Raw genomic sequence first — 26,191 nt, forward strand, 5'->3', positions numbered from 1 at the left:
TCAGTTCATGTTCTCAAGCATTTTTCCGGCGCTATTCCTGATCATTTACTTAGTGTGATTGGTATTACTATAGACGTAAAAAATCTCGGACATTCATAATGATTGCCCGAGATTATAAATTGACCTTTCATACACTCGTTACTGCGCTATTCTTACCGCTCTTTACCGCAGTCACCAGTGATTTAAAGGTTCACTTGCCCTTTTATAACGCTTTCTTTTTATAGAATACCGTCGCTAATGGTGGCAATACCATATGAATAGATTGCTCTAGACCTTGGCTTTCCACTTTTTCTGTTTTCAAGCTCGTCGGCACTTCAACATTGGCGCCATGGTACTTAGCGTCATCAGTATTTAGTAGCAACTCGTAGCTAGACTCATTTGGGATACCTAAACGGAAATCATGATGCGGTACAGGCGTGAAGTTAGTCACCACCAGCACACGTTCACCGTTTTCATCAATGCGCTCATGCGCCAGCACACTGGCTTCCGCCTCATCTTGCAAGCGCCACTCAAAACCTTTTGGATCATAGTCTAACGCGTGCAGAGCCGTTTCTTGCTGATATAACTTATTCAAGTCACGGGTGAGGTTAAGTACCCCTTGATGACGTTCATAATCAAGCAAGAACCACTGCAATTGATCGTCATGGTTCCACTCGGCAGTTTGACCAAATTCAGCACCCATAAAGTTCAGCTTTTTGCCCGGCTGTGCGTACATGTAACCCATATAAGCACGCAAATTAGCGGTTTTTTGCCACTCATCACCCGGCATTTTATCGTGAATTGCGCCTTTGCCGTACACCACTTCATCATGCGACAAAGACAATACGTAGTTCTCACTGTGTGCGTACATCAGTGGGAAGGTTAACGTGTTGTGATGGTATTTACGGTGGATAGGATCTTGCTGAATATAAGACAAGCTGTCGTGCATCCAGCCCATATTCCACTTAAAGCCGAAGCCTAAACCGCCCAAGAAGGTCGGTGCCGATACGCCAGGGAAAGCCGTTGATTCTTCAGCGATGGTCATGGCATTCGGGAAGTGTTTGTACACTTCTTCGTTCATCCACTTCAAGGTCGCAATCGCATCGTAGTTCTCATTGCCACCATCTTGGTTAGGTAACCATTGATCGTGACTGCGTGAATAATCTAAGTACAACATTGAAGCTACCGCATCCACACGGATACCATCAATATGGTAATGCTCAAACCAAAACAGCGCGTTTGACACCATAAAGCGACGCACATGTTCACGACCTAAGTCATAGATGTACGAGTTCCAATCTTGATGCCAACCACGGCGCGGATCAGGATCGTGATACAAAGGCGTACCATCAAAGTTTGCCAAGCCATGATCATCTGACGGGAAGTGTGCTGGAACCCAGTCAAGCACCACGCCTAAGCCTGCTTGGTGACACTGGTCTACAAAGTATTTGAAATCATCCGGCGTGCCAAAACGACTGGTCGGCGCAAATAAACCGATAGGTTGATAACCCCAAGAACCGTAGAACGGATGCTCAGAAATCGGCATTAATTCGACATGTGAATAGCCTAGATCAACCAAATACGGGATCAATTGTTCTGCCAACTCACGATAATTTAAAAACTCACCATCGGCATTACGTTTCCAAGAGCCTGCATGCAGTTCGTAGAAAGAAAGTGCTTGTTTGCGTTTTTCGGTCACAGGGCGTGTTTGCCATGCATCATCTTGCCATTGATACTTAGTTTGATCGTAAGTTACAGAAGCAAACGATGGGTGTTGTTCGTGCTGGAATCCCCATGGGTCTTGCTTGTGTGGCAAACTCTCACCATTGGGGCCTTTTATCTCAAACTTGTATTGAGAACCTTCTGGCAATTCAGGAACAAATAAGCCCCAAATACCATAGTCTAGACGTTGCATCGGATGACGACGTCCATCCCATTGGTTAAAACCACCAATAAGACTGACCGCTTGAGCGTGAGGTGCATAAACTAAGAAACGAGTACCAGAAATGGTCTTTCCATCACGCTCTAGAGTGATGAATTGAGAACCCATGTATTTGTACATCTCTTTTGGAGTATGTAAATTCTCAAATTCTTCATACAATGCATGATACTGGTACGGATCATCGATGATCTGCTCAGCGTCGCCCCAGTCAATTGCCAGTTTATAGTGAGTAAAGGTAAGATCGCGCTCTTGTGTCAACACAAACGCATCCATTTCGTCACGAACTAATTCAATACGTTCGTCACCAATAATTACTTCGACTCGATGAGCGCCCGGCATCCAAACCGTTAGGTAACGACCTTCTTCTCGAATAAACGGGCCCAATATTGAAAATGGGTCAGTTAATGCCGCCTGACTCAATTTCTGATAAGCACTTTTGATTTTATCTTGAGGCTTGTCCACGCCCAATCTCCTTCGATATTTAATTCTATTTATAATTTTTTTGGTGAAAGCAGCCAACTCTCATCCTAGCCATTTTTTATCCATCTTAACGATACTATTGCCACTAAGCTATATTCTTAACAAAAACATACACTTTAAAAACATTTGATTTGACATAATGACTTGCATATTTCATGTCTATCACCATCGACTCACTGCAACACCACTGACGATTATCAAACTGAGCCGGTAAGTTCAAAAAAGTGCAAAATGCCCGCACGATGCGGGCATATCAGTTCTGTTGAAACTGTATCAAGATAGAAAAAGAACATTTGAGCAGCGTGTTTCTATATAGATAAAGCTATATATATGAAGCTATACATAACAAGCTAGATAACAAACCAAGCCGCCCAAATCTCTCATCATTATTTTTCTGAAGCTTGCTGACGAACTTCGGTTAATCGTTTTGCTATATGATTCACATCATCGCGACCAAACATTTCATCTAAATTAACCGATAACTTGCGTCGCCAGTTTGGATACTCATCCACAGTGCCCGGAATGTTCACCGGTTTATCCATCTCTAACCAATCTTCTAACTGCACACTAAGTAGCGAAGAGGCTCCCGCCGCCACATGCAGTTGTAAGCCTTCAGCAAGGAAGTTGTCCATAGGAACCCAAGCCGCGTTGTCACCAATACCCGGCGACAAAAACTGCGGGTTATTATGACGAATGGTATTTAAAATGCCCTGCTTGCACTCAAGACGCTCATCAAATAAACGCGCTAATTGCTCTTCATTTGGGTACAAACCTAGCTCTTTACCTAGCTTCAAATCATCACAATGCCAGAAACCACGCAAAGTTGGCATATCGTGCGTACACAAGGCAGCCATAGATTGCTCTGGATATTGGGTTGGCTCGATAAAGTGCCCGGCATCGTTATCTTCAAAGAAGAAAATCTTGTAAGAGTGAACACCTGCATCACGTAAAATACCAACGATTTCATCAGGCACAGTTCCTAAATCTTCACCAATAACCGAACATTGATAGCGGTGAGATTCAAGCGCCAAAATAGCTAGCATGTCTTCTACTGAGTAGTAGACGTAAGCACCTTTGGTAGCGTTCTCACCCTTAGGAATCCACCATAGGCGTAGTAGACCCAATACATGATCTATACGCAGTGCGCCGCAATGTTTCATATTAGCGCGCAGCAATTTAATAAACGGTTCGTAAGCCGTTGTTTGTAGTGTTTGTGGGTTAAGAGGAGGTAGCCCCCAATTTTGTCCCAAAGGCCCTAAAATATCGGGTGGAGCACCAATGCTCGCATCAAGAATGAGATTGCCATTATCAGCCCAAGTTTCAGAGCCAGAATCTGCAACGCCAACCGCTAAATCACGGTACAAACCTAAGGTCATGCCTTTTTCTTGGGCTAACGCTTGTGCTTCATTGATTTGCGTATCCGCAATCCACTGTAGGTACATGTAAAGATCAACTAAATCTTTATTATCTTTAATGAATCGTTGCGTACCTGCGCTGTTAAAGCGGCGATATTTCTCAGGAAAAGCAGGCCAACCCCACATTTGATCGTCAGCATCGTGCAGCGTTTTATGCATCGCATCAAAAGCGGCTTGGTGCATCAAGCTATCGCCACCCTCTTCAACAAAGCTCAAGAAAGCTTGCGCACGCTCAGTGTTTTTATCTAAATGACGCGCTTTAAATTCAGCAAACAATAGTGGTAGAACCGCCATTTTAAGAGCGGAAACTTCGCTGTAATTCACATGTTGAATTTCGCGCGCTTTTTGCAAACGCTGTTGAAACTCTGCACTGCCAACTTTTTGCTGTGCTTGTACGCTTAACGCAAACTCTGGCACTGAGCTTACGTCGATATACATGATGTTTAACCAGCGGCGCGAAGACGGACTGTATGGGCTAGCACCTTCCGGATTTGCTGGGAATAGAGAGTGAATTGGGTTTAAACCGACAAAATCACCACCGCGAGCGGCAATATCACCCACTAGCTGTTTTAAATCACCAAAGTCACCAATACCCCAGTTGTGCGGCGTGCGTAGGGTATAAAGCTGGATACTTGGACCCCATAGCTTTTTGCCTTGCTCAATATCCGCCTGTTTAAAACACGCTTTTGGGGTAATGATTAAGGTCATTTCATACGGCGCTTTGCGACGTTTGCGCGTCACTAAAAGTTTGTGATAACCCCAGTTTATATCTGCCGGCAAAGCAAACACCAACGGCCCACCTTGTTTGCGATCATCTCTGACAATTTGTGATTGCAAATAGCCTTCAAGGACTTCACCTTGTTCGGTTTCTAGACGCCACGCAAACTCACTTTCGCGAGCGCTGACACCCAAATTTAGTTCCACTTCTACTGATTCGTCATCACGAACCACCAGCACTGGCGCCAAGACATCTTTCTTATGTTTTTTTTCTGCAGATTTAAGCAGTGCTTCGTCACTACTGGTATCGTAGCCAAGAGCAGCAAGTAAACGCTCAATAGTCTCATCTTCAACGTTTGCAGGTTCTCCCCACGCGCTGACATAGTTATCGGCAATACGAGCCATTTCGGCGACTTTTTTTAATGCGGATTGTGTTTTCATCGCTCTCTCCGAAGACGAAACACGCCTTCAAACTTGTAAATTTGGTATCGGAAACGACGCGCTTAAATCAATAATAAGCGCTACTTTCCCTTACTTGACTCGCATGAGTCGTTTTTCAATTCAAATCATCATCCTAGCCCTGCAATACAGAGCTAGGATGAATAGCACTATTAACGATGAACAGGCTCTAGTTTCCAGATGTTGTTCACGTAATCGCGAATTGAACGGTCTGAACTGAACTTACCGACTAACGCGGTGTTCAAGATGGCTTTCTTCGCCCAACCCGATTGGTCTTTATACTGCTCACCCATCTCTTCATGCGCTTTCACGTAAGAGGCGAAATCAGCAAGACATAGGTAAGGGTCACCGCCGTCTAGCAAGCTATCAAATGTCGCGCGAAGCTTGCCTGGTTCACCTGGGGTGAACTCTTCACCTAGTAGAAGATCCATAGAGGCTTTTAGTAAATGATCGGCGTTGTAGTAATCAAATGGGTTGTAACCACGAGCACGAATATCGTTCACGCCGTCAACATCTAGACCGAAGATGTAGATGTTTTCATCACCTACTTCTTCACGGATCTCAACGTTTGCGCCATCCATAGTACCGATAGTCAGGGCACCGTTTAGCGCCATCTTCATGTTGCCAGTACCTGATGCTTCTTTACCTGCGGTAGAGATTTGCTCAGACACATCAGATGCAGGAATGATGATTTCGGCAAGGCTTACGCGGTAGTCCGGCATGAACACCACTTTCAGTTTGTTGCCAATGCGAGTGTCATTGTTGATCTTCTCTGCAATCTTGTTGATTGCGTAGATGATTTCTTTCGCTAGGTGATAACCCGGCGCCGCTTTCGCTGCAAAGAACACCACACGTGGAGCCATATCAAAATCAGGTTCGTTCAATAAACGATGGTACAAAGACAAGATGTGCAGCATGTTTAGGTGCTGACGCTTGTATTCGTGTAGACGTTTAATTTGCACGTCAAAGATTGCATTGGTATCAAGCTCGATATCCATGTTCTCTTTCACCCAATTAGCAAGGCGTTGTTTGTTCTCTTTTTTCACTGCCATGTATTGCTTTTGGAACGCTTTATCTTCAGCAAATGCAGAGATATCCGATAGCTGCTCCAAATGTGCTGGCCATTGGTCGCCAATTTTTTCAGTGATCAAAGCCGAAAGACCTGGGTTACAGAACTTCAACCAACGACGAGGCGTAACACCGTTCGTTACGTTGTGTAGGCGCGTTGGGTAAAGCTCATCAAACTCTGGGAATAGATCTTTCTTAACCAAGCTTGAGTGCAATGCTGCTACGCCGTTAACTGCGTATGACCCCACAACACATAGATTTGCCATGCGCACCATGCGGTGGAAACCTTCTTGAATAATAGAAAGCTTACGTTGCTTATCGACATCGCCCGGCCATTTAGCACGTACTTCCATTAGAAAATCGTGGTTAATGCGGTAGATGATTTCCATGTGACGAGGAAGCAGGCGCTGAATTAGCGATTCTGACCAAGTCTCCAATGCTTCTGGAAGCAAAGTATGGTTGGTGTAAGCAAATGTCTTAGTTGAGATAGACCATGCTTTTTCCCAGCCAAATCCTTTTTCATCCACCAAAATGCGCATCAATTCTGGGATAGCGATGGTTGGGTGCGTATCGTTTAGCTGAACTGTTTCGTATTTAGGAAGATCAACCAGTGCATGACCCGCAGCTTCGTGACGACGTAAAATATCGCGGATAGACGCCGCCGAGTGGAAGTACTGCTGCATTAGACGCAGAGTTTTGCCTTTCTCGTGGTTGTCGTTCGGGTAAAGCACTTTAGTAATGTTGCCCGCATCGATGAGTGAGTGCTGAGCTTCAAAATAATCACCGTTGTTAAAGCTTTCTAGCGAGAAAGGTGCGATGGCTTGACATTCCCACAAGCGAAGTGGGTAAACCGTATTTGATTCGTAACCAACGATTGGCAGATCCCAAGGCATAGCTTTCACTGTCATGCCCGGCACCCAACGACGTTTTTCTTCGCCGTTTTCCATCACCACTTCTACGTGACCGTAAAAGCCAATCTCTTGTGCGATCTCAGGGCGAACCAACTCCCACGGATAACCTTCAATGCCGCGCCATGCATCAGGCGCTTCTTGTTGAGCACCCTCTTTGAATGATTGTTTAAATAGACCGTATTCATAATGCAAACCGTAACCCACGGTTGGGAACTCTTGAGCTGCACATGAATCCATGAAACAAGCCGCTAGACGACCTAAACCGCCATTACCCAATGATGGGTCGCGCTCTTCTTCAAGAAGGTCTGTTAAGTTAAAGCCAAGCTCACCCATAGCATCCGTTACTTGCTCGTACAGGCCCATGCTGATCAAGTTATTGCCCGTTAGACGGCCAATAAGGAATTCTAGCGATAAGTAGTTAACACTTTTTGCATCAGTGATTTTCTTATCGGTTTCAGTTTGCAGAAGATCAAGAGTGGTAAGCTCGGCTAGAGCCTGCCCCATTGCTAAATACCATTGACGGGTAGAAGCATTTTCTTCTGTGGTTGCGTAGGTTGCAGTTAGGTGTTTCTTAACGTTTGCTTGAAATTGCTTCTTATCGAATTTTTTTTGTTGAGCTGGTTTCATAAAGGAACTCTCATCGTTTTAGTAATTTCCATCTGTTTCCATCATCCTTCAACGCATGCAAGGCTTCATCCTCCTATGACAAGGAGGATAAGGAGGAGTATTAGGGGCGTAGGGGGGGAGACAAAAATCACTTGTTGAGCCAGATCTCACTATAATCGCTTAACGGCACACTCAGTGAGATATTAATCACACTATAAATGTAAACTGGCTCATCCATCCGCTCTCAATATGAGATCTGACGCATTGAAAAAATAATTTCAAATGAGACTTAGATCGTATTTATTTTCTAAGAGCAGGCGTTTTTGTCATGAAATTGCGTAAGTTTTAGTATCTGCCTTTCTCAAAACGGATACAGATTAGATCTACGTCACAAATTTAAGGCGTAGAACATAGAAATTGAGGCATGTTAGACAAATAAATAGCAGGATCAAAAGCCTAAAGTTAATTTGTTGGTATATATAAAGTCATCACTCGTAGCAAAAGCGGTTATTTGTATTTAGCTCTGTGAATAAAGTTGACTATCCAATAATAAAATAAATAGGTAAGTAAATAATGTGGATCCCATCGAAGCTCACCCGTCCTGGTCGCCTGCATAACGCGATTGTTCGCCCACGTGTATTGGATTTACTGCAACAAGCCCCTTTTTATAAGTTAGTCTTGCTTCGCTCCCCTGCTGGATACGGTAAAACCACCATGGCCGCACAATGGTTGTCCGATAAAACCCATGTGGGTTGGTACAACCTCGACGAAAGTGATAACGACAGCAACCGCTTTATTAACTACTTCATTTTAGCGTTAAACAAAGCCACCGATAATGCCTGCAGCAACTCACAAGCGCTCATCGAAAAACGCCAATATTCATCATTACATACTCTATTTGGTGAGATTTTTGCAGAATTGACCAACAATGTGCACGAATCGTATTTGGTCTTTGATGACTACCACTTAATTACCAACGAAGAAATCCATGAGGCGATGCGCTTTTTCATCAAGCACATGCCGGATAATCTCACCATAGTGGTCACCAGTCGTTCAAACCCGCCACTGGGCACAGCCAACCTGCGGGTGCGCGACTTAATGATTGAAATTAACGATGACTTATTAGCCTTTGATTTAGAAGAAACCACTCGCTTCTTTAATCTAAGAATGAAAGAAGAAATTGACGAATCTACCGCCAACGAAGTGCGCTCTTACGCCGAAGGTTGGCCGTCAGCAATGCAGTTGATTGCGGTGCAAGCACTGCAACAAAACAAACCCATTCAGCAATCTTTGCGCAGTATTAACGACTTTAATCACACTCATTTATGGGATTATCTTGCCGAAGAAGTGTTTGATTTTGTCGATAGTGCCACCAAAGAATTTTTAATGCAGTGCTCAGTGCTTAATCATTTTAACGATGAATTAATTATTGATGTCACCCAGCGTGATGATGCCCTAGCAATGCTAAATAGCCTGAATAAATTCGGACTATTTTTAACTACCAGTTCCACCGAAAATAACTGGTATCGCTTCCACAATTTGTTTAGCGAGTTTTTAACCAATCAACGCCTGACGCACATGCCGCAGCACGAAGTGGAACTGCAAACTCTGGCGGCACAATCATGGCTTAAACTGGGCCGCCCAACCGAAGCCTTAGTGCACGCACAGCGAGCGAAAGATTCCACTTTGTGTTCTAACATCATGCAAGAACACGGCTGGAGAATGTTCAACAATGGCGAGCTCACCACATTAGAAAAAGCCATCGCTGAGCTAGATACCGACCAATTATACAAAACCGCCAAACTGCCCCTACTTCGCGCTTGGCTTGCACAAAGCCAACACCGATTTGCCATTGTCGGTGATTTGCTCGCAGAAGCAAAAGACGAGCTCGCCAAACGAAACATCGAACTTTCGGTCAAAGATCAAGGGCAAGTAAACGCACTACGTGCACAAGTAGCCATCAACAAAGGCAATCCACAAGAAGCATTACAATTGGCAGAATTGGCCCTTAGCCAAATAGACAATAATGACTTTAGAAGCCGCATCGTCGGCACCTCCATCATTGGCGAAGTCAATCATGTATTGGGGCTGCTCGATCGCGCCCTACCTATGATGCAGCAAACTGAAAAACTGGCACGCCAGTATCAAGTCTATCACCACGTATTATGGGCCCTGATCCAACAAAGCGAAATTTTAACCGCGCAAGGTTACATTCAAGCCTCATTTGAGCTTCAAGACCAAGCCTTTAAAGTGATTGAAGAACATCACTTCCAACAAGTGCCTTTGCATGAACACCTGCTTAGAACCCGCGCCCATATTCTATGGTGCTGGAACCGCCTTGATGAAGCCGAACTAGCCGCTTACAAAGGCATCGAAGTACTGGCCAATCAAGAAAGCCGTCACCTGCACAACTACGCTATCCTAACCCGCATCGCGCTGGGTCGCGGCGAGCTCGATAAAGCCGGACGCTTTGTAAAAAACATCGACGAACTGCTTGCAGAATCCAACTACCACGTAGATTGGTCTGCTAATGCGTCATTCTCGCAGTTGCTCTATTGGCAAGCCTGCAACGACATCGACGCCATCAACAACTGGCTCGCTCAAACCGAGCAACCCAAAGATGCCACCAACCACTTTAACCAATTGCAACTACGCAACATTGCCCGCGCACAAATCGCCTGTGACCGCCTAGATGAGGCAAGCCAAACCATAGCTCGCCTGCACCAGCAAGCCAGCGCGCATCATTTAGTCACCGACACCAACCGCAACCTAATTGTGGAAGCCGTACTCAACATCAAGCAAAACAACGAAGCCCAAGCCTGCGAAAACCTACAACAAGCCCTCAGCATGACCAATCAAACCGGTATGCTAGGCAACTTTATCGTAGACGGCGCATCCATCAATAAGCTCCTAGAAAAACTGGTCAACAAAGGCCACCTAGCCGACTTAGAGCGCCACCGCGCCCTACAAATCCTAAAAGAAATCGGTAACAAACAACGCAGCCGCGCGGTGCATTTCGACGAAGACTTCGTCAATCAACTGGTCAATCACCCCAACATCCCAGAGCTTATCCGCACCAGCCCCCTCACCCAACGTGAATGGCAAGTGCTAAACTTAATCTATTCCGGCTTCAGCAACGAACAGATCGCCCAAGAACTCGACGTGGCAGGGACGACGATTAAGACGCATATTAGGAATTTGTATCAGAAGTTGAATATTGCGAATAGGAAGGAAGCGATTGAGACGGCGGAGAATTTGTTGCGGTTGATGGGGTATTAATACGAGTAAATAACGACCAAAAGACAGACGACAATTCCAAATATGAAAACCTTACACCTTGACATGTTTGGATTCAAATAACGTCTAAAGAACTCTGGTTAGCTTGAACTTTTACCACTTCAAAAAATGTAATAAATTTAGTAACAACGAGTGTCTTTCCTCAAGTATCGTCAGCAGTTATACTACAGGCATAATTGAACTAAGAGATCTTTATATTGTTTACCTTTTCCATGGCGATTGAACTCGTTTTTACGTTTTTCTTTTCTCTTACAACATTATTTTTTATGAGAAAGTTTGCTCGTAAGATTGGCTTAGTCGATAAACCAAACGCAAGAAAACTACACCAAGGTTCAATCCCTCTTGTCGGAGGAATTTCCATATGCATCTCTATTCTCTATTTCTTATTTAATCATCCTGATATCATCCTTAGAACTGAACTTTACGCAATATCAATTTCTATTTTAGTACTTGTAGGTGCATTAGATGACAAATTCGATCTCAGTTTTAAATTACGATTTTTAATTCAAGGGGCACTGTCAATTGCAATGATGGTACTTGGTGGAATTGAACTTTCTACTGCTGGAAATATTTTCGGTAGTGGAGCAATCGTTTTAGGATGGGTGGGATATATAATCACAATATTTGCTGTCGTTGGTTCAATCAATGCTTTTAATATGGTTGATGGTATCGACGGACTATTAGGCGCTCTATCTAGTGTGACATTCGCAGGGTTAGCTTGTTTAATGTACTATTACAAACAATATGATCTGGCCTATTTCTGCATAGTATTAATCACAATTATAGTGCCCTATATTCTTCTAAATCTAGGAGCTTTCGGTAGGAAAAGAAGGATTTTTATGGGAGATGCGGGAAGCATGTTGATAGGGTTTACTGTCATATGGCTATTGTTACTATCTAGCCAAGAAAGCAAAGCTCTTATGCGTCCAGTAACTGCTCTTTGGCTAATAGCTGTACCTCTTATGGATATGGCAGCAATTATGATACGAAGAGTCAAACGCGGTGATTCACCATTTAAGCCAGATAGAGAACACCTCCATCATATATTCCAGAGACTAGGCTTTAGTAATATACAAACCTTGTCAATTATAACCATATTAGCTATAAGTTTCGCTACAATTGGAATTATTGGTGAGATTTACAATACAGCAGAATATATAATGTTCTATCTATTTATTATTTCCTTCTTTATATATTTAAACTTTTTAATGAAAGTTGAACAAAAAAATAAAACAACTTAAATATATTTACAAAACAAAACGAAGAATAGGTTAGTTTAATTCTTCGTTTTGTTTTATATATTAGCGAGACATATACATTTTCTTAAGAACTCTCTCAGGTAATATATGAAACACTAACCTAGATGATATTAATAATATATTTTTAATTGATATCAATTTCAATTTCAACATATATTTCATCCGTAATTTAAATTCAATTATACCTTTTTTAAAGCCACCTCTTCGTATCAATGTATCTTCATTCAATCTGTAATCAAGTAAACATTCATTTATGTTTGAAAAACGATGACCTAAATCCAGTAGTTTAAACCATAATGCCATATCTTCGGTTAATGGTGAATCTTCCGGATAACGGACACCACAATTAAAAATGGAACTTCTAAACATTACTGTAGGATGAACAAATGGACACCGATAAACTGAGAATCGTCTTAAATCATCATGATTTGTGGGCAAAACTTTTTTATCTAGGGCAAATGAGGCACCAAATTCATGACAAGCAGTACCTACTACAGATATGTCTGAATTCTCATTCAAAAAACCAACTTGTTTTTCGATCCTATCAGAATGCGAGATGTCGTCACTATCCATCCTTGCTACATAATCATAATCATGCTCGATAATTAGATCTATAAGATTATTTAAAGCTTTTGCTAACCCAATATTCACATTAGATTTAACGTAAAAAACATTATCTAATTTAGAATAAGAATATATTATATCAAGAATACCTTTATCGATTTCTCCATCGATAAAAATATAAATATCGCATTTATACGATTGATTCAACATACTATTAAGTGCTGTTTCGAAGTAATATAAATTATCACTTTTATAAACACTCATAATGACTGCTATAGTTTTACTCATATCTTCCAAACTTACCTTTAATACCGTCAATAAGACCTTTATATAACATACGAATTCTAACGTTTCTATCTGATAAGAAAGTATAAAGAATAGCTTTTACCAAAAATCCAACTAAATTTCTTATCTTCCAGTAAAATGGTGTATAATTTCGCTTCGATAAGTGAATGAAATTTCTAACTTGGTAATACAGTCTAATTGATGCACCTATTTTAAAGTTATATCCCAAAATATTTATACGTCGGTCTCCCAAAGTATGTGGCATTATTGCATTATTAGCTATTGCCACGGAATATCCTAAGCGTGCTGCCCTCCAACACCACTCATGATCAACACCATCGATAAAAAGTTCACTCTCCATAAAGCCAATATCTTCAAAAACACCAACTTGAATAAGCTTACCTGATGCTATAATTTGCTTTGCAATGTCATAATTTCTATTTGATTTTTTATCTTTTTGTATAATAGGAGAAACTTCTTTATTGGTAAATACATCATAAATCCGTGGTCCAACAGCTGCGAGCTTTAACCCATTTCCAGTTATTTCTTTATGAATTGAAACTAACTCATGAAGTATAGAACTAGAAATAAAAGAATCTTGATCTAATAATAATACGTAATCACAGCCTAAGTTAATAGCTTTAGATATCCCAATATTTTGAGCTTCGGCGATACCCTTATTATCAAGCAATGAGGTAATTATTATATTAGAATCCGTAGTTTGTTTTTCATAAGAATTATTATCAGAGTTATCAACTACTATAACCGATGATACATAATCACTAACGAGTAATTGGTTTATGTTTTTATTTAGTTGAATGACGTCTGGAAAATACGCAATAACAATTGGAATAACTTTCATTATGATCTCACATTAAATATAATATTTTTGAATTTAATAAAAATCTCAAAAATTTCGAATATAACTTTGTACAATAGTCCAACTTTAATTCTCATCCTTGAAATGAGATAAACTCTTTTTATAACATTCAAGTTACATTCACTTTTATGAAGATGAAGCTTAAAAAACTTATGACTATACCTTGGACCGTGATCCATTCTCTTTACACAGAGATCTTGCTTATATAATAAATAACAAAGAGTTAGTTGATCTCTTTGAATACCATTACAGAATAAGTCAAACCAATCTTCCATAACTAAATTTAATTTATATGTATTTCTTCGAAAAAGAATATTATTTTCAAATAAGCCATTATTTTTCGGATAATCTTCGGATTTAAGATATTCTATTAAATTTAATACTACTTCTTCTGAAAGTTTATTTTCTTTTATACAAGCTTTTGCTTCTTTATATATACAATTTCGTAATGAATGAGGGGATATAGACAATATAGTGTCTTTATCTTTAAAAAAATCAATCAAATCTTGTTGTATTGAAATATTACCATCGACATAAATAGATGATTCGTACATAGGAAAAAACTTATGTGGCAACATTTTATATTCACGATTAGCTTCATTAGGTTTTCTCGATAACTCAACATATTTAATATTCCACGTATTAGATGTTAAATTCAAATCATCTGTGATGCATATATAATCGATACTATCTGATTTTTGACTTATCTCTTGCAGATTATCATAATTTCCAAATATACATGTATATACCAGATACTTATTCTGAGACATGAATTCCAACCTCTTTTATTAAAGCATTATTATATGGAATAATTTTATTTTTGTTATTACCGGTAGACAATTGATATAGCATAGAAGTTGATAAAACCACCACTAATATATAATTAACTAGTAAGTTATATTTTCTCCGTAATGTTTTAGTTAAAATTATAGCCAACACGATGGTATTTACATAAAAATAGGGGATAAATACCCTTTCCCACATTTCAAAATTAATCCCACTTAGAAGGGCAAGACTACCAAAAATACTCACATTTGCGATATCAGGTTTGATTTTTTCCTTATTAACGATAATAAATAACACTAAAATAAACCAAAGAAGAACTACCAGGCCCAGCCCGGTTTCTTTTACCGCAAAATTATCTATTCGGCTCGCGTAAATCTCACCATAATGAGGAATATAATGAACGACTGAGCTCATCATTAATTTAATAACATTTGCTTTATATATAATAAAGCTCACGCAAAACCAAAATAAATAAGTCCACCTTGAAAATGAGCGCTTTGGTGAAAAAATCAAACATAATGATAATAATGCACTAAAATGAAATAGAATTGCAGATACAATATTTAATAATACAAACCGAATTTTATTATTCGATAAATATTGTAAACTATAAACGAGCATTGATATCGATGCAGCTTGCCTCATTGCGTTGTTAGCAAAAAAAACAAAACCTAATAGGAATATCGACAATATATAAAATTCATATGCTTGAAACTTCTGATGAGCTTTTCCAAGAACGAAAAATGTAATAAATGTATACCATGAAAAAATCAACAAACTTCCATCTTTTCCCATAATATAATAAGCAATTTTGTTAACAATGTAATCGCCTAGTTCCGTTGTAACTTTAGTATTTGATTCATTTATCAAGTTGTAAATATTGACATAGTTGTGGTAATCATTGCCAAAATCGAGTCTAAAGCCAAAAAACAATACCAATAAAAATGTTGTTACGTATAAATTTTGTGATTTAGTCAGCCAGTTAACATTCGATATATATACTAGTAAAACAAATATAAATATATATATTAAAAGAGAAGTCATATTTTAACCTTTTATTATGTTCTCATACTTGCGCTTATTAATCTTCTATAAAATTCTAAGGAACTTGCACAATAAGTATCTATAAGATGCTTCATACAAATAAACCAATACACTTAGAATTGCATATGATTGAACTTGATCACTATAACCTGATATAAAAATAATACCCAATCCTATTAGATAAAATATTGTTGTTGAGATCATACCTAACAAATACTGCTTACTAAATCCAAAAGCAATGATTCCACTTTGGGATAAAGTCACACCTATAGAAAATAACGGAAGGCCAATTAACATAAAATGTAATAACATTATTATTTCTGTAAAATTATCTCCATTAGTCATGTATTTAATTACAAATGGAGATAGTAAATAAACTGACAAACTGATTATAAGTGAAACTACAAATGATGAATATACCAGACCTAATAAGCTTCTTTTACTTCTTTCCTTTGACATTTTTGCAAAGAATGCGTTATTAATTATACTTATTGGAAGTTGAGATACATTTATTAATTTTAATGCCATATCATACGCTACGACAAGTTCTTTGTTAATAAAAGCTCCTATAATTAATATATCTGTTTTGTTTTTTATTGATATAATCGCTGATGAAAAAAAGAAGACACTACTATCCTTTATCAGAGTCCATATAAGTTTAATTGATGGTAATTTAAATCTAATTCCATCTTTATACATCAAACATAACGATACTAAACCAATAATAAAGAAACCTACTCCATTAAGAAGTGGTACATAAATATAATCACTTTCTTCATTAATAATTATAAACATCAACACTAATGATAAAATTTTTACTATCGTGGATAATATTGCTACAAATTTTAATTTCTCAATGGCTTGAAAATACCACTGAGGAAATAATAATTCATTAAATACTAATGTTAGTGATGTCATCAACAATATAGGATGTATACTATCAATGACACCTATTAAAACTACACCTATAAGAACGCATAATAAAAATATAAATAATTTAAATAGATAAATTCCACTAATTATTTGATTTCTTTCTATTACAGAATGAGCATTTATAATCGACTTAACACCACTAATGTTAAAACCAAAGTTAACAATCAAACTAATATAGCCAACTATAGTTTGATAAAATATCACCTCCCCATATAACTTAAAACCTAATATGTTAATAAAATAAGGATATGTTACAAAAGGTGCGGCTAGTAATAAAGCTTGCATAACTGAAAGATAAGAAACATTTTTCAGAGCTTGTGCGTTATTTTTTATTATGTTCTTCATTTAAAGCAAAATATTTTCTTCTAACGATAATGCTTGTCCATCTTTTTCTGATAAAAATATCATCTCGTTAATAATTGGCCAATCAATGTTTAATTTCTCATCGTTCCAAATTATCGAATGTTCTGCTGACGGGTTATAATAATCAGTGCATTTATAAACGAATTCAGCCTCTTCACTCGTTACATAAAAACCATGAGCGAAACCTTTTGGGACCCAAAGTTGGCGTTTATTTTCGGCTGAAAGGTATTCACCTACCCATTGACCAAAAGTAGGCGAATCTTTACGAATATCAACAGCTACATCATAGACTTCACCAGATACGACTCTAACAAGTTTTCCTTGGGTGTTTTCAGTTTGATAATGCAAACCACGCAAAATACCTTTCTTAGATTTCGAGTGATTATCTTGTACAAAAGGAGTAAGTTGATTACCCATAACTATTTCTTCAAATCGCTTTTGATTCCATGTTTCCATAAAGAAACCACGGTCATCACCAAATACCTGTGGTTCGATAATTTTTACTTCGGGAATATTCGTATTGATTATTTTCATATTTATTTTTGCCTAACCATATGCCTTTATGTTTAACAAACTAACGAGCCAATCACTTTTTTCGACACCAAACTCTTTCTTAATTTTAGAGCAGTTTAATCTTGAATTAATCGGCCTCGGAGCTGCTACTGGATATTGTTCAGTCGTAATCTCGTTAATTTTTGGAGCCGATTCTATTACTCCAGTTTGCACTGCTGAATCAAAGATTTTCTTTGCAAACTGATACCAACTCACATACGGTTCACCTGAAAAGTGATAGATTCCAGACTGTTCTACTCCTTTAAACTCATCCATGATTGTGACTAATACATGAGCTATATCGCCCGCATACGTTGGACCTCCAAATTGATCCCCTATAATACCTAGTTCTGATCGTTCTTTTCCTAAATGAAGCATCGTTTTCACAAAATTATTACCGTGCTCCCCAAACACCCAAGCCGTGCGTAACACAACGTAACGCGAACAGTTACTAATCACAGCCTGTTCCCCAGCTAGCTTACTTTTCCCATATATTCCTTTTGGATTTGGTAAGTCATTTTCAGTATAGGGTTCGCATTTATTACCATCAAAAACGTAATCTGTAGAAATATGAAGCAATAATGCGTTTAATAATTGCGCACCCTTCGCTAAATTATAAGGGCCATCTCTATTTATAGCATAACTTGCGTCAATCTCGCTTTCAGCTTTATCTACTGCAGTATGAGCTGCTGCATTAACAATCACATTTGGCTTTAATTCTGCTAGAACCTGCTGCACCTGTTTACTGTCTGTAATATCAAGTTGGTCTCGATCATAGGCAAATACTTCTAGATCATTACGTTTAGATAATAAGCTCTCTAAACAATAGCCAACTTGCCCTTTACAACCAGTAATCAATACCTTCATACTTTATTTACCTTTGGTGTTTTTTCTTTGACTAAACGAGCCAAATATTGACCATAATCGTTTTTCATCATTGGTTTAGCTATATCGAGTAATACATCATCACTCAACCATTTATTCCGCCACGCAATTTCTTCAAGGCATGCTACTTTTAATCCTTGAATATTCTCAATAGTTTGAACAAATGACGAAGCTTCATGTAAACTTTCGTGCGTACCAGTATCTAACCATGCAAACCCTCTTCCCAATAGTTCAACATTTAATGAATCATCAGCTAAATACATTTGATTTAAAGTTGTAATTTCAAGCTCTCCACGCTCAGAAGGTTTTACTTGCTTGGCCCAATCGACCACACGGTTATCATAGAAATAAAGCCCAGTAACTGCATAATCTGATTTGGGGTGCTCTGGTTTTTCTTCAATTGATACCGCTTTCATGTTTTGATCGAATTCCACCACCCCGAAACGCTCTGGATCTTTAACTTGATAACCAAAAACAGTAGCTAAGCCTTGTGATGTAAGTTCACTTGCACGTCTCAACTGTGTACTGAAAGATTGACCATAATAAATATTATCTCCAAGTACCAAACAAACTGAATCATCAGCAATAAACTCTTCACCAATGATGAAAGCTTGAGCTAAACCATCTGGGTTAGGCTGTACCTTGTACGTTAAGTTAATACCATAATCAGAGCCATCACCCAATAAGCGTTTGAAACCAAATTGGTCTTCTGGAGTAGTTATTATTAATATATCCCTGATACCCGCTAACATCAGTGTAGAAATCGGATAATAAATCATTGGTTTGTCATAAATAGGTAACATCTGTTTAGATGTTCCACGAGTTAAAGGATATAGACGCGTCCCTGACCCACCGGCTAACACAATACCTTTCAATTTTTAAATTCCCTAGATTAATAGGTTTTAATTTCGGAGAATTAAAACCTCAAAAAGATAGAAGGATGAAATTAGATCAATTAATTCCTAAACGTTCACGTTGATAGCTACCATCTTGCACATTTCGGCACCACTCTTGATTGTTCAAATACCATCGCACAGTTTTTTCTAGCCCCGTTTCAAATGTTTCTTCAGGGGCCCAACCTAATTCTTGTTGCATTTTAGAAGAATCGATTGCATATCTACGATCATGACCTGGACGATCTTGTACATAAACAATTTGATTCTTGTATGGCTCATCTTTCGGTACTAACTTATCCAAAATTGTACAAATTGTCTCTACCACTTCATAATTTTGTTTTTCATTATGTCCGCCAATATTGTAGGTTTCACCTATTTTGCCTTCCGTCACGACTTTGTACAGCGCACGTGCATGATCTTCTACGTACAGCCAATCTCTGATCTGATCACCTTTTCCATATATCGGTAATTGTTTACCTTCCAATGCGTTTAAAATAACCAATGGAATCAGCTTTTCAGGAAAATGGTAAGGCCCATAATTATTAGAACAGTTAGTTACGATTGTGGGCAATCCATAAGTACGTCGCCACGCTCGGACAAGATGGTCACTAGAAGCTTTTGAAGCTGAATAAGGACTTGAAGGAGAATAAGATGTAGTTTCTAAGAACATAGGTAACTCACTTCCCTCGACAACCTCATCTGGATGAGGTAAGTCACCATAAACTTCATCAGTAGAAATATGATGGAAACGAAAAGCTTTTTTTGATTGTTCGTCCAGTTGGTTCCAGTAACTACGCGCAGATTCGAGTAGGTTATATGTGCCCACTATATTTGTTTCAATAAACGCTTTTGGCCCAGTAATAGAACGATCAACATGAGACTCGGCAGCAAGGTGCATTACTGCATCAGGCTTCTGCTCTAAAAAAACTCGATCTAACTGAGCTCTATCACAAATATTGACTTGTTCAAAAGCATAACGGGAATCAGATTCAATCGGACCTAAAGACTCAAGATTGCCAGCATAAGTTAAGCAATCTAAATTAATTACACTATCTCTGGTATTCCCTATGATATGACGTACAACCGCCGATCCAATAAACCCTGCACCACCAGTGACTAAAATCTTCATAATTTCTCTCTAATACAATTATTATTCATTGACTATACGAAAAATCGCATAATGTGGTAACTAAACCCTTCTTATTTACGTAGAAATAGTGCGACAATAAACTTCATGTTTCTTTTGTAGAGTGTTGTTATAGCACTCTACAAAAGGGGACACTCACGCTACCGCCCTGAGGATTATTCGAAATTCCACTATTCGGTCATTTTACACATAGATGAAGTTTCAAAAATAGTCTGTGTTTCATCAAGCACATTTACGTCGTATTTATGACAATACTCACAGTCGATGAAGTCATAGACTTATATACTAAACGGGGTTGTTTACTAAATCAATTGAACTTTATAAAACAGCTAGATCATAAAAGTCTACATTTTCGCTTTACTTTGTTTTGTATCGTCCTAACATACGCGGGCAGTTTTCAACCAAGCCAACAGCGTTAGCAGTTAGCTTTTTTATGCACCTCATTTGGGGTTTTCATCCCGAGACTAAGGTCCATAATAGTCACTTATCGATAGACAATAACCGTGTTGAGCGCGCAATTAAACCGCAGATCATTGGCAGGAAGAACTGGTTGTTCTCGAGCACACCACATGGTGCTGATGCGAGTGCGATACTTTACAGTATCATCCGAGTGAGATCTCGAATGTTTTTTAATCAAAATCACGTTCGATTTGACGATCACTTTTGGCTGTGATCTTATGCTCTTTTTAGGGAGAGCATCGTGGACATTAATCACTCCAAAGAACATTTTCAAACGATTACCGACCAACGCCAAAGTGCAAAGGTCGCTTATTGCCTGTCTGAAATCCTTTTTGGCTCGCTATGTGCAGTAATTGCAGGTACAAGAGACTGGTTTGATATTCGTGAATATATTCTCGGGCATCATCAAATAAGCTTGTATTAGGACAGCTAAAAACAGAGCAAAAGAGTGATGAAATAACGGTGATACCTGAACGGATAAAGATGCTCGATATCAAGGGATCCCTTGTAACCATTGACGCTATGGCCTATCAAACCAAGATTGCAAAATCCATTGTAGAGCAAGGTAGAAATTACTTACTTGCAGTAAAAAACACCAAGAAAAACTCCGACAAGCAATAGAAAAAACGTTCTCCCCTCAGCGAGCAAACGTAGCCGATTACCTCACTCTTGAGCAAGAGCACGGACGTGTAGAATCTTGTCAGAGTTATGTTTTTGATAGTACAAAACTTGAAGAAAACTTCTCTCACTGGAAAGGCTTGAAGAGCATTTTAATGGTTGAAAACTTGTGCTTTGAAAAAGGAAAATCACTAGATCTAGAGTATCGTTACTACATCAACTCTAAATTGCTAAGCGCAGAGCAAGCAGCCACGGCAGTTAGAGAGCACAAGGGTATAATAAGCTGATGCATTGGGTACTTGATGTCACAATGGATGAAGATGCGTGCCAGATATACAAAGATCACGGTGCAGAGAATTTGTCTTGCCTACGACATATGAAGCTTGAACATACTCCGAAAAGACCAGCCATGCTAGAGCCAGTTTTAGGTGCAAGCTGTACTCAGGTGATCAAAAACTAGGCACTCATACGGTCGCCCTGCCAATATCGTCGAAACGGCTAAAGCTAATGAGCTTATCCTCTACGACTATATGGTCAAGTGCATGAAAGAGCTACCGAAAGCAGAGCTAGATATCCATGCGCTCCTACCTTGGAGCTTCAAGCACTAGCAATATCGCCATGGGTTCATCGGGCGTTTACATAACTTTAGTTTAAAGTTAATTTTCAATAGATCTTTAGGTTATCTGTCATATTAAAAATTGACACTAAAATTAAGCTCTCGAACGGGAGAACTTCACTGCTAGCCTTTGCATGTGGTCGCTTTTATTGTACGCATTGCGGAGTAACCTCAAAGCGGGCTTCTCAATAACATTCGTTACAAAAATTGCCAATAAAATAGATATAGTAGTAGCGACTATAATTCCCACAACAGGGTTAAGTTGTAAATCATACGATTTGTTAATTATAACGTATCCTATGTTCTGATGTATCAAATAAAGAGAATATGAAATTCCTCCGAAGAAGACTAACGGTTTTGCCTTAAGAAATTTCAATCGCCCTGAAACTGCACCATAAAAGAGCAAATAAAAAAATGAAATGTAAAAAAATTTTTCAAACGAATATATGGGAATTATTGAGAACAGAGATAGTGCTAATGCTATCAGTGTTTTTAAATTACCAGAATCACTAACCAATTTATAAAAACAAATCCCAGCTATAAAGAATGGTATATATTTCAAGATAAAGACTTTATATAAAATGGAAGGAACAAAAATAATCCCGAGAGAATGAACCATAGAAACAATAACTAAAAATGAAAATATTTCTTCAACTTTATTTATAAGCGATGACGTATAAAGAAGAAAAATCCAGAAGTAAAAGGTAAGCTCTACAGTTAGTGTCCAGTAAACTCCGTCTACATGCGCAACATTTAAATATTCCTGAAACATAAGAATATTAACTAAAGCACTACTCATCGATACTTCTCTTCCTGGAAGACTAAATATATAGACCACTGAAAAAGTAAAAATAAGTGAAACCCAATAAGCAGGATATAACCTTGAAAATCTAGATACTAAAAAATCTAACGGTCGTGCAGTTCTCGATAAAGTCCAAAAGATAACAAAGCCACTAATTATAAAAAATAGATGCACCCCATAACTTCCTATCCTTGACCATTCTACAAATAGGTTTTCATGCCCATAGATTTCATTATATCTAGCGAAATAATGGAAAATTACTACGGCTAACGCAGCAATGCCTCGAAGAGCATCAAGCTCTGTTAGTCTATGCTCTCTCATACTCTTAACCTAAATTTAACCTTGAATAAGTATTAATATAACAGGACCACGAAACTTTCCTACCCCAAAACATCTAGAAGCATGCGTAGAAAGCCATAATAAAGCAATTATATTTCGTATTGCTGTACTGGGTAATCTGTATTTCATTCCACAAATATCTTTTTACAGCAAGTTAGGTACGGAAATCGCATGGACATCCGCATTATAGCTAAGCTTGGAGAACTTCACTTAAGTAGTTCTCATCCATTGCACACATCATACGTTTCCGTTTAATAACGCGTTTGAAACCCATTTCAACCTTCAAAAGGTTCAGACCTCCTTGTCTGATCCTTGAAAAAGCTTCACCTCGGTCATCAACTATCATACGACAAGCTTCTTCATTAAAAATCACATCAAGCTTCCAATGCATCACTTCCCTCCCCCATGAACTCGCGTTGCATTATACAGCTCTTATACACTTAACTCTTTAAAACTGATGTAGTAACAAACTGACATATCATTCTATGTTCCTACGGCCGATTCTTGACATAAACCCACTATAATATCCATTGATTTTAGCTTTGGTCACTCATACTCTAAATCACCTAAAACGGACAAATCGGTATTGACCAAAGCACGGCGCGTTTCTTTTCGACCATGTAAACTGTCCCCCCTCACTTTTGCGGCTTGCCTTACGACAGTGCACATTAGCCTCAATTTCTGCGTGATGGCTCACAATTTGTAAGAACACAAACTCTACCTACAACCCCTGTTGCAGTTTTACATAGAAAAGCATGCGGTAACAAAATGTTCAAAACGAAAAAACCCTCAAAGAGTCGTCTCTTTGAGGGTTTTAACAAACTTCAAGTTTATCTGTATGTAATTATATGCAATGAAACTTAATCACTCGTACTCACCACCTGCAAATTTCAAGACCTGACCCCGCTTTCTTGCAAGCTAACGTTTGAGCGCACTTCTTGCCAAACCAAATCGCCAATCCCATCGGTTGGGTTAAATGCTGCAGGGGCATTTAGTAAAATATGGTGAATCGCCTCGTAATCATAATCATGGCAAGCGCTATCAAGTTTATCTAAAAGTGCCATAAACTCATCAAATACCAAAAACTCTTCTTGAGCACGCATGACTTGTTGGTGGCTGGTTTTTAACTCATCAGCTCCAACTAAAAGCTCTTCGTAGAGCTTCTCTCCTGGTCTTAAGCCTGTGAATTTAATTTCGATATCACCAAAAGGTTCTTCTTCAGATTTTGGTGTAAGACCTGATAAACGAATTAAATTTTTCGCTAGATCGGTAATTTTTACTGACTCACCCATGTCCAAAACAAAGACATCACCGCCTTTGGCCATTGCGCCGGCTTGTATCACCAGTTGCGATGCTTCAGGGATAGTCATGAAATATCTTGTGATCTCTGGATGGGTAATGGTAACAGGGCCACCATTAGCTATTTGCTTCTTAAACAGAGGAATGACAGAGCCGGAAGAACCCAATACATTACCAAATCGAACCATGGAAAAACGCGGAGTACCGGGGACGTTATGATACTTATTCGCCAATGCTTGTACGCCTAATTCAGCTAACCTTTTAGAGGTGCCCATGATATTGGTTGGGCGCACTGCCTTATCGGTCGATATCAATACAAAGGTGTTAACTCCAGCTTCTACTGCCGCTTTTGCAGTATAGAAAGTACCGAATACATTGTTACGCACCCCTTCAACCACGTTGTACTCAACCATAGGTACGTGCTTATAAGCCGCTGCATGATAAATGGTTTCAACTTTAAATGCAGACATGATTTTAGATAGGCGGTTAATCCTTTGTACAGAACCAAGTAAAGGGATAATACGTGTCTCTAATCCGCGCTGAACCTTCATAGCGCTAAGTTCTTTTTCGATGCTATATAATGCCAGTTCTGTTACTTCAAACAGAACAAGTATCTTAGGCGATTGCAATAAAGCCTGACGACAAATCTCTGACCCAATTGATCCGCCAGCACCAGTAACCATGACGACTTTATCGGTAATATCCTGTTGTAACAGTTCTTTCTTAGGCGGCACCGCATCCCTACCTAATAAATCTTCTACTGGTACATCTTGAACCTTAAAGCCATCGTCTTGATTCTCTAATATGGACTCTAGAGAAGGCATAGACAGTACTTCTACTTTAAGCTCCAATAATGATTCAATAATTTGCTTACGTCTTAATCTCGATTCTCTTGGTAACGCAAGAAGTATAGTATCGATACGATCTTGCTTGATAATTGAAGCAAGACGATCGGGACCATATACAGGGTAATTAGAGATCATCGAACCTTGTATAATTTCATTATCATCAATAAAACCACACATACGATAAGTTTCACTACTTCTCATCGCGGCCGTTAATTGTCGACCAGCACTGCCTGCACCATAAACAAGAACTCGTCCACGCTGTACATTCGAGATATGTTCAATAACGACAGAACGTAAAAACAACCTAATCCCACCAGACAGAATTACTAGTAAACTGGCGTAAATAATAGGAATAGAACGAGGCATAAAATTGTTAAATAAATGCGCAAATGCCGTAAGCAAAATAGCAGAACCAATAGCTCCAATGAAGATCTTAGACATTACATGCAATGTCATATAGCGCAACATCGCTTTATATAAGCCTAACTTACTATAAATTAATAACGTAAATACTAATGTTAAGCCCACCAGCATACTTGCCGAGCTCAAGTGCAACTGTTCAATCATTGAAGGGGTTTCCCCCATTCTTATCCAATAAGATAAAAGAAGAGCAAATATGATACAAAACGCATCAAATAAAGCACTGATCAGTTTTTTATAACGACGAGGCAGCTGAAATAAACTCGTAAGTTTAAGTTTCATATTAGAAGTCCAAAGGATAAATCGAGAGGTGAAAAACTAT

16 protein-coding genes and 4 pseudogenes are annotated in these 26,191 nt (G+C 38.8%); 5 read left to right on the forward strand and 15 right to left on the reverse strand.

Going from position 1 to position 26,191, the window contains the following annotated elements; translation table 11 throughout:
• Positions 1-202: 202 nt before the first annotated feature.
• The 3 genes from glgB to VHA01S_RS10785 form a co-directional block, all read right to left on the reverse strand.
• Positions 203-2,383 carry a 1,4-alpha-glucan branching protein GlgB gene (gene glgB, locus VHA01S_RS10775; RefSeq protein WP_023404404.1) on the reverse strand — a complete coding sequence of 727 codons (2,181 nt, stop codon included), beginning with the start codon at positions 2,381-2,383 and terminating at the stop codon, positions 203-205.
• A 404-nt stretch (positions 2,384-2,787) separates the two neighbouring features.
• Positions 2,788-4,974, reverse strand: a complete 2,187-nt coding sequence (gene malQ, locus VHA01S_RS10780) for a 4-alpha-glucanotransferase (protein ID WP_023404405.1) — start codon at positions 4,972-4,974, stop codon at positions 2,788-2,790.
• 170 nt (positions 4,975-5,144) lie between these two features.
• Complete coding sequence (locus VHA01S_RS10785) at positions 5,145-7,598, reverse strand: glycogen/starch/alpha-glucan phosphorylase (protein ID WP_023404406.1); 2,454 nt, start codon at positions 7,596-7,598, stop codon at positions 5,145-5,147.
• A gap of 552 nt (positions 7,599-8,150) precedes the next feature.
• Here VHA01S_RS10785 and malT point away from each other — a divergent pair.
• Complete coding sequence (gene malT / locus VHA01S_RS10790; protein WP_023404407.1) at positions 8,151-10,856, forward strand: HTH-type transcriptional regulator MalT; 2,706 nt, start codon at positions 8,151-8,153, stop codon at positions 10,854-10,856.
• Positions 10,857-11,086: 230 nt separating this feature from the next.
• On the forward strand, positions 11,087-12,115 hold the full coding sequence (gene wecA / locus VHA01S_RS10795; RefSeq protein WP_039970705.1) for a UDP-N-acetylglucosamine--undecaprenyl-phosphate N-acetylglucosaminephosphotransferase: 1,029 nt from the start codon (positions 11,087-11,089) through the stop codon (positions 12,113-12,115).
• 60 nt (positions 12,116-12,175) lie between these two features.
• Here the strand turns inward: wecA and VHA01S_RS10800 are convergent, their stop codons facing one another.
• From VHA01S_RS10800 to rfbB, 9 genes are all read right to left on the reverse strand, one after another.
• Positions 12,176-12,985, reverse strand: coding sequence for a glycosyltransferase (locus VHA01S_RS10800; RefSeq protein ID WP_039970707.1), 810 nt, complete (start codon positions 12,983-12,985; stop codon positions 12,176-12,178).
• The gene (locus VHA01S_RS10805) at positions 12,978-13,844 is read right to left on the reverse strand and encodes a glycosyltransferase family 2 protein (RefSeq protein WP_023404410.1); all 867 of its coding nucleotides are present in this window, start codon (positions 13,842-13,844) and stop codon (positions 12,978-12,980) included. Before VHA01S_RS10805 ends, VHA01S_RS10800 begins: the two co-directional genes overlap by 8 nt.
• On the reverse strand, positions 13,844-14,632 hold the full coding sequence (locus VHA01S_RS10810) for a glycosyltransferase domain-containing protein (protein WP_023404411.1): 789 nt from the start codon (positions 14,630-14,632) through the stop codon (positions 13,844-13,846). Before VHA01S_RS10810 ends, VHA01S_RS10805 begins: the two co-directional genes overlap by 1 nt.
• Positions 14,619-15,692 carry an EpsG family protein gene (locus VHA01S_RS10815; RefSeq protein ID WP_023404412.1) on the reverse strand — a complete coding sequence of 358 codons (1,074 nt, stop codon included), beginning with the start codon at positions 15,690-15,692 and terminating at the stop codon, positions 14,619-14,621. Before VHA01S_RS10815 ends, VHA01S_RS10810 begins: the two co-directional genes overlap by 14 nt.
• 45 nt (positions 15,693-15,737) lie before the next feature.
• On the reverse strand, positions 15,738-16,970 hold the full coding sequence (locus VHA01S_RS10820) for an oligosaccharide flippase family protein (RefSeq protein WP_023404413.1): 1,233 nt from the start codon (positions 16,968-16,970) through the stop codon (positions 15,738-15,740).
• A complete protein-coding gene (gene rfbC, locus VHA01S_RS10825; protein ID WP_023404414.1) occupies positions 16,971-17,522 on the reverse strand; it encodes a dTDP-4-dehydrorhamnose 3,5-epimerase in 552 nt (183 codons plus the stop codon).
• 12 nt (positions 17,523-17,534) lie between these two features.
• Positions 17,535-18,407 carry a dTDP-4-dehydrorhamnose reductase gene (rfbD, locus tag VHA01S_RS10830; protein ID WP_023404415.1) on the reverse strand — a complete coding sequence of 291 codons (873 nt, stop codon included), beginning with the start codon at positions 18,405-18,407 and terminating at the stop codon, positions 17,535-17,537.
• Positions 18,404-19,300, reverse strand: coding sequence for a glucose-1-phosphate thymidylyltransferase RfbA (rfbA, locus tag VHA01S_RS10835; protein ID WP_023404416.1), 897 nt, complete (start codon positions 19,298-19,300; stop codon positions 18,404-18,406). The genes rfbD and rfbA overlap by 4 nt, the downstream gene beginning before the upstream one ends.
• Before the next feature lie 76 nt (positions 19,301-19,376).
• Positions 19,377-20,450, reverse strand: a complete 1,074-nt coding sequence (gene rfbB, locus VHA01S_RS10840; protein WP_023404417.1) for a dTDP-glucose 4,6-dehydratase — start codon at positions 20,448-20,450, stop codon at positions 19,377-19,379.
• 487 nt (positions 20,451-20,937) lie between these two features.
• Here rfbB and VHA01S_RS18155 point away from each other — a divergent pair.
• The 3 pseudogenes from VHA01S_RS18155 to VHA01S_RS18400 all read left to right on the forward strand — a co-directional run.
• Positions 20,938-21,075: pseudogene (locus VHA01S_RS18155) on the forward strand (IS66 family transposase); the annotation flags it as partial.
• Positions 21,076-21,168: 93 nt separating this feature from the next.
• A pseudogene (locus tag VHA01S_RS18160) lies at positions 21,169-22,005 on the forward strand (ISAs1 family transposase).
• 22 nt (positions 22,006-22,027) lie between these two features.
• Positions 22,028-22,153, forward strand: a pseudogene (locus tag VHA01S_RS18400) (transposase domain-containing protein); the annotation flags it as partial.
• Between the two features lie 102 nt (positions 22,154-22,255).
• Here the strand turns inward: VHA01S_RS18400 and VHA01S_RS10850 are convergent.
• The 3 genes and pseudogenes from VHA01S_RS10850 to VHA01S_RS10860 all read right to left on the reverse strand — a co-directional run bounded on the left by VHA01S_RS10850 (position 22,256) and on the right by VHA01S_RS10860 (position 26,151).
• Positions 22,256-23,284 (reverse strand): acyltransferase family protein, encoded by a 1,029-nt coding sequence (locus VHA01S_RS10850; protein ID WP_023404420.1) that lies wholly within the window; start codon positions 23,282-23,284, stop codon positions 22,256-22,258.
• Positions 23,285-23,492: 208 nt separating this feature from the next.
• A pseudogene (locus tag VHA01S_RS18690) lies at positions 23,493-23,932 on the reverse strand (ISAs1 family transposase); the annotation flags it as partial.
• A gap of 260 nt (positions 23,933-24,192) precedes the next feature.
• Positions 24,193-26,151, reverse strand: coding sequence for a polysaccharide biosynthesis protein (locus VHA01S_RS10860; protein WP_023404422.1), 1,959 nt, complete (start codon positions 26,149-26,151; stop codon positions 24,193-24,195).
• Positions 26,152-26,191: the final 40 nt, after the last annotated feature.

The organism is Vibrio halioticoli NBRC 102217 (genome assembly GCF_000496695.1).
GTDB lineage: Bacteria > Pseudomonadota > Gammaproteobacteria > Enterobacterales > Vibrionaceae > Vibrio > Vibrio halioticoli.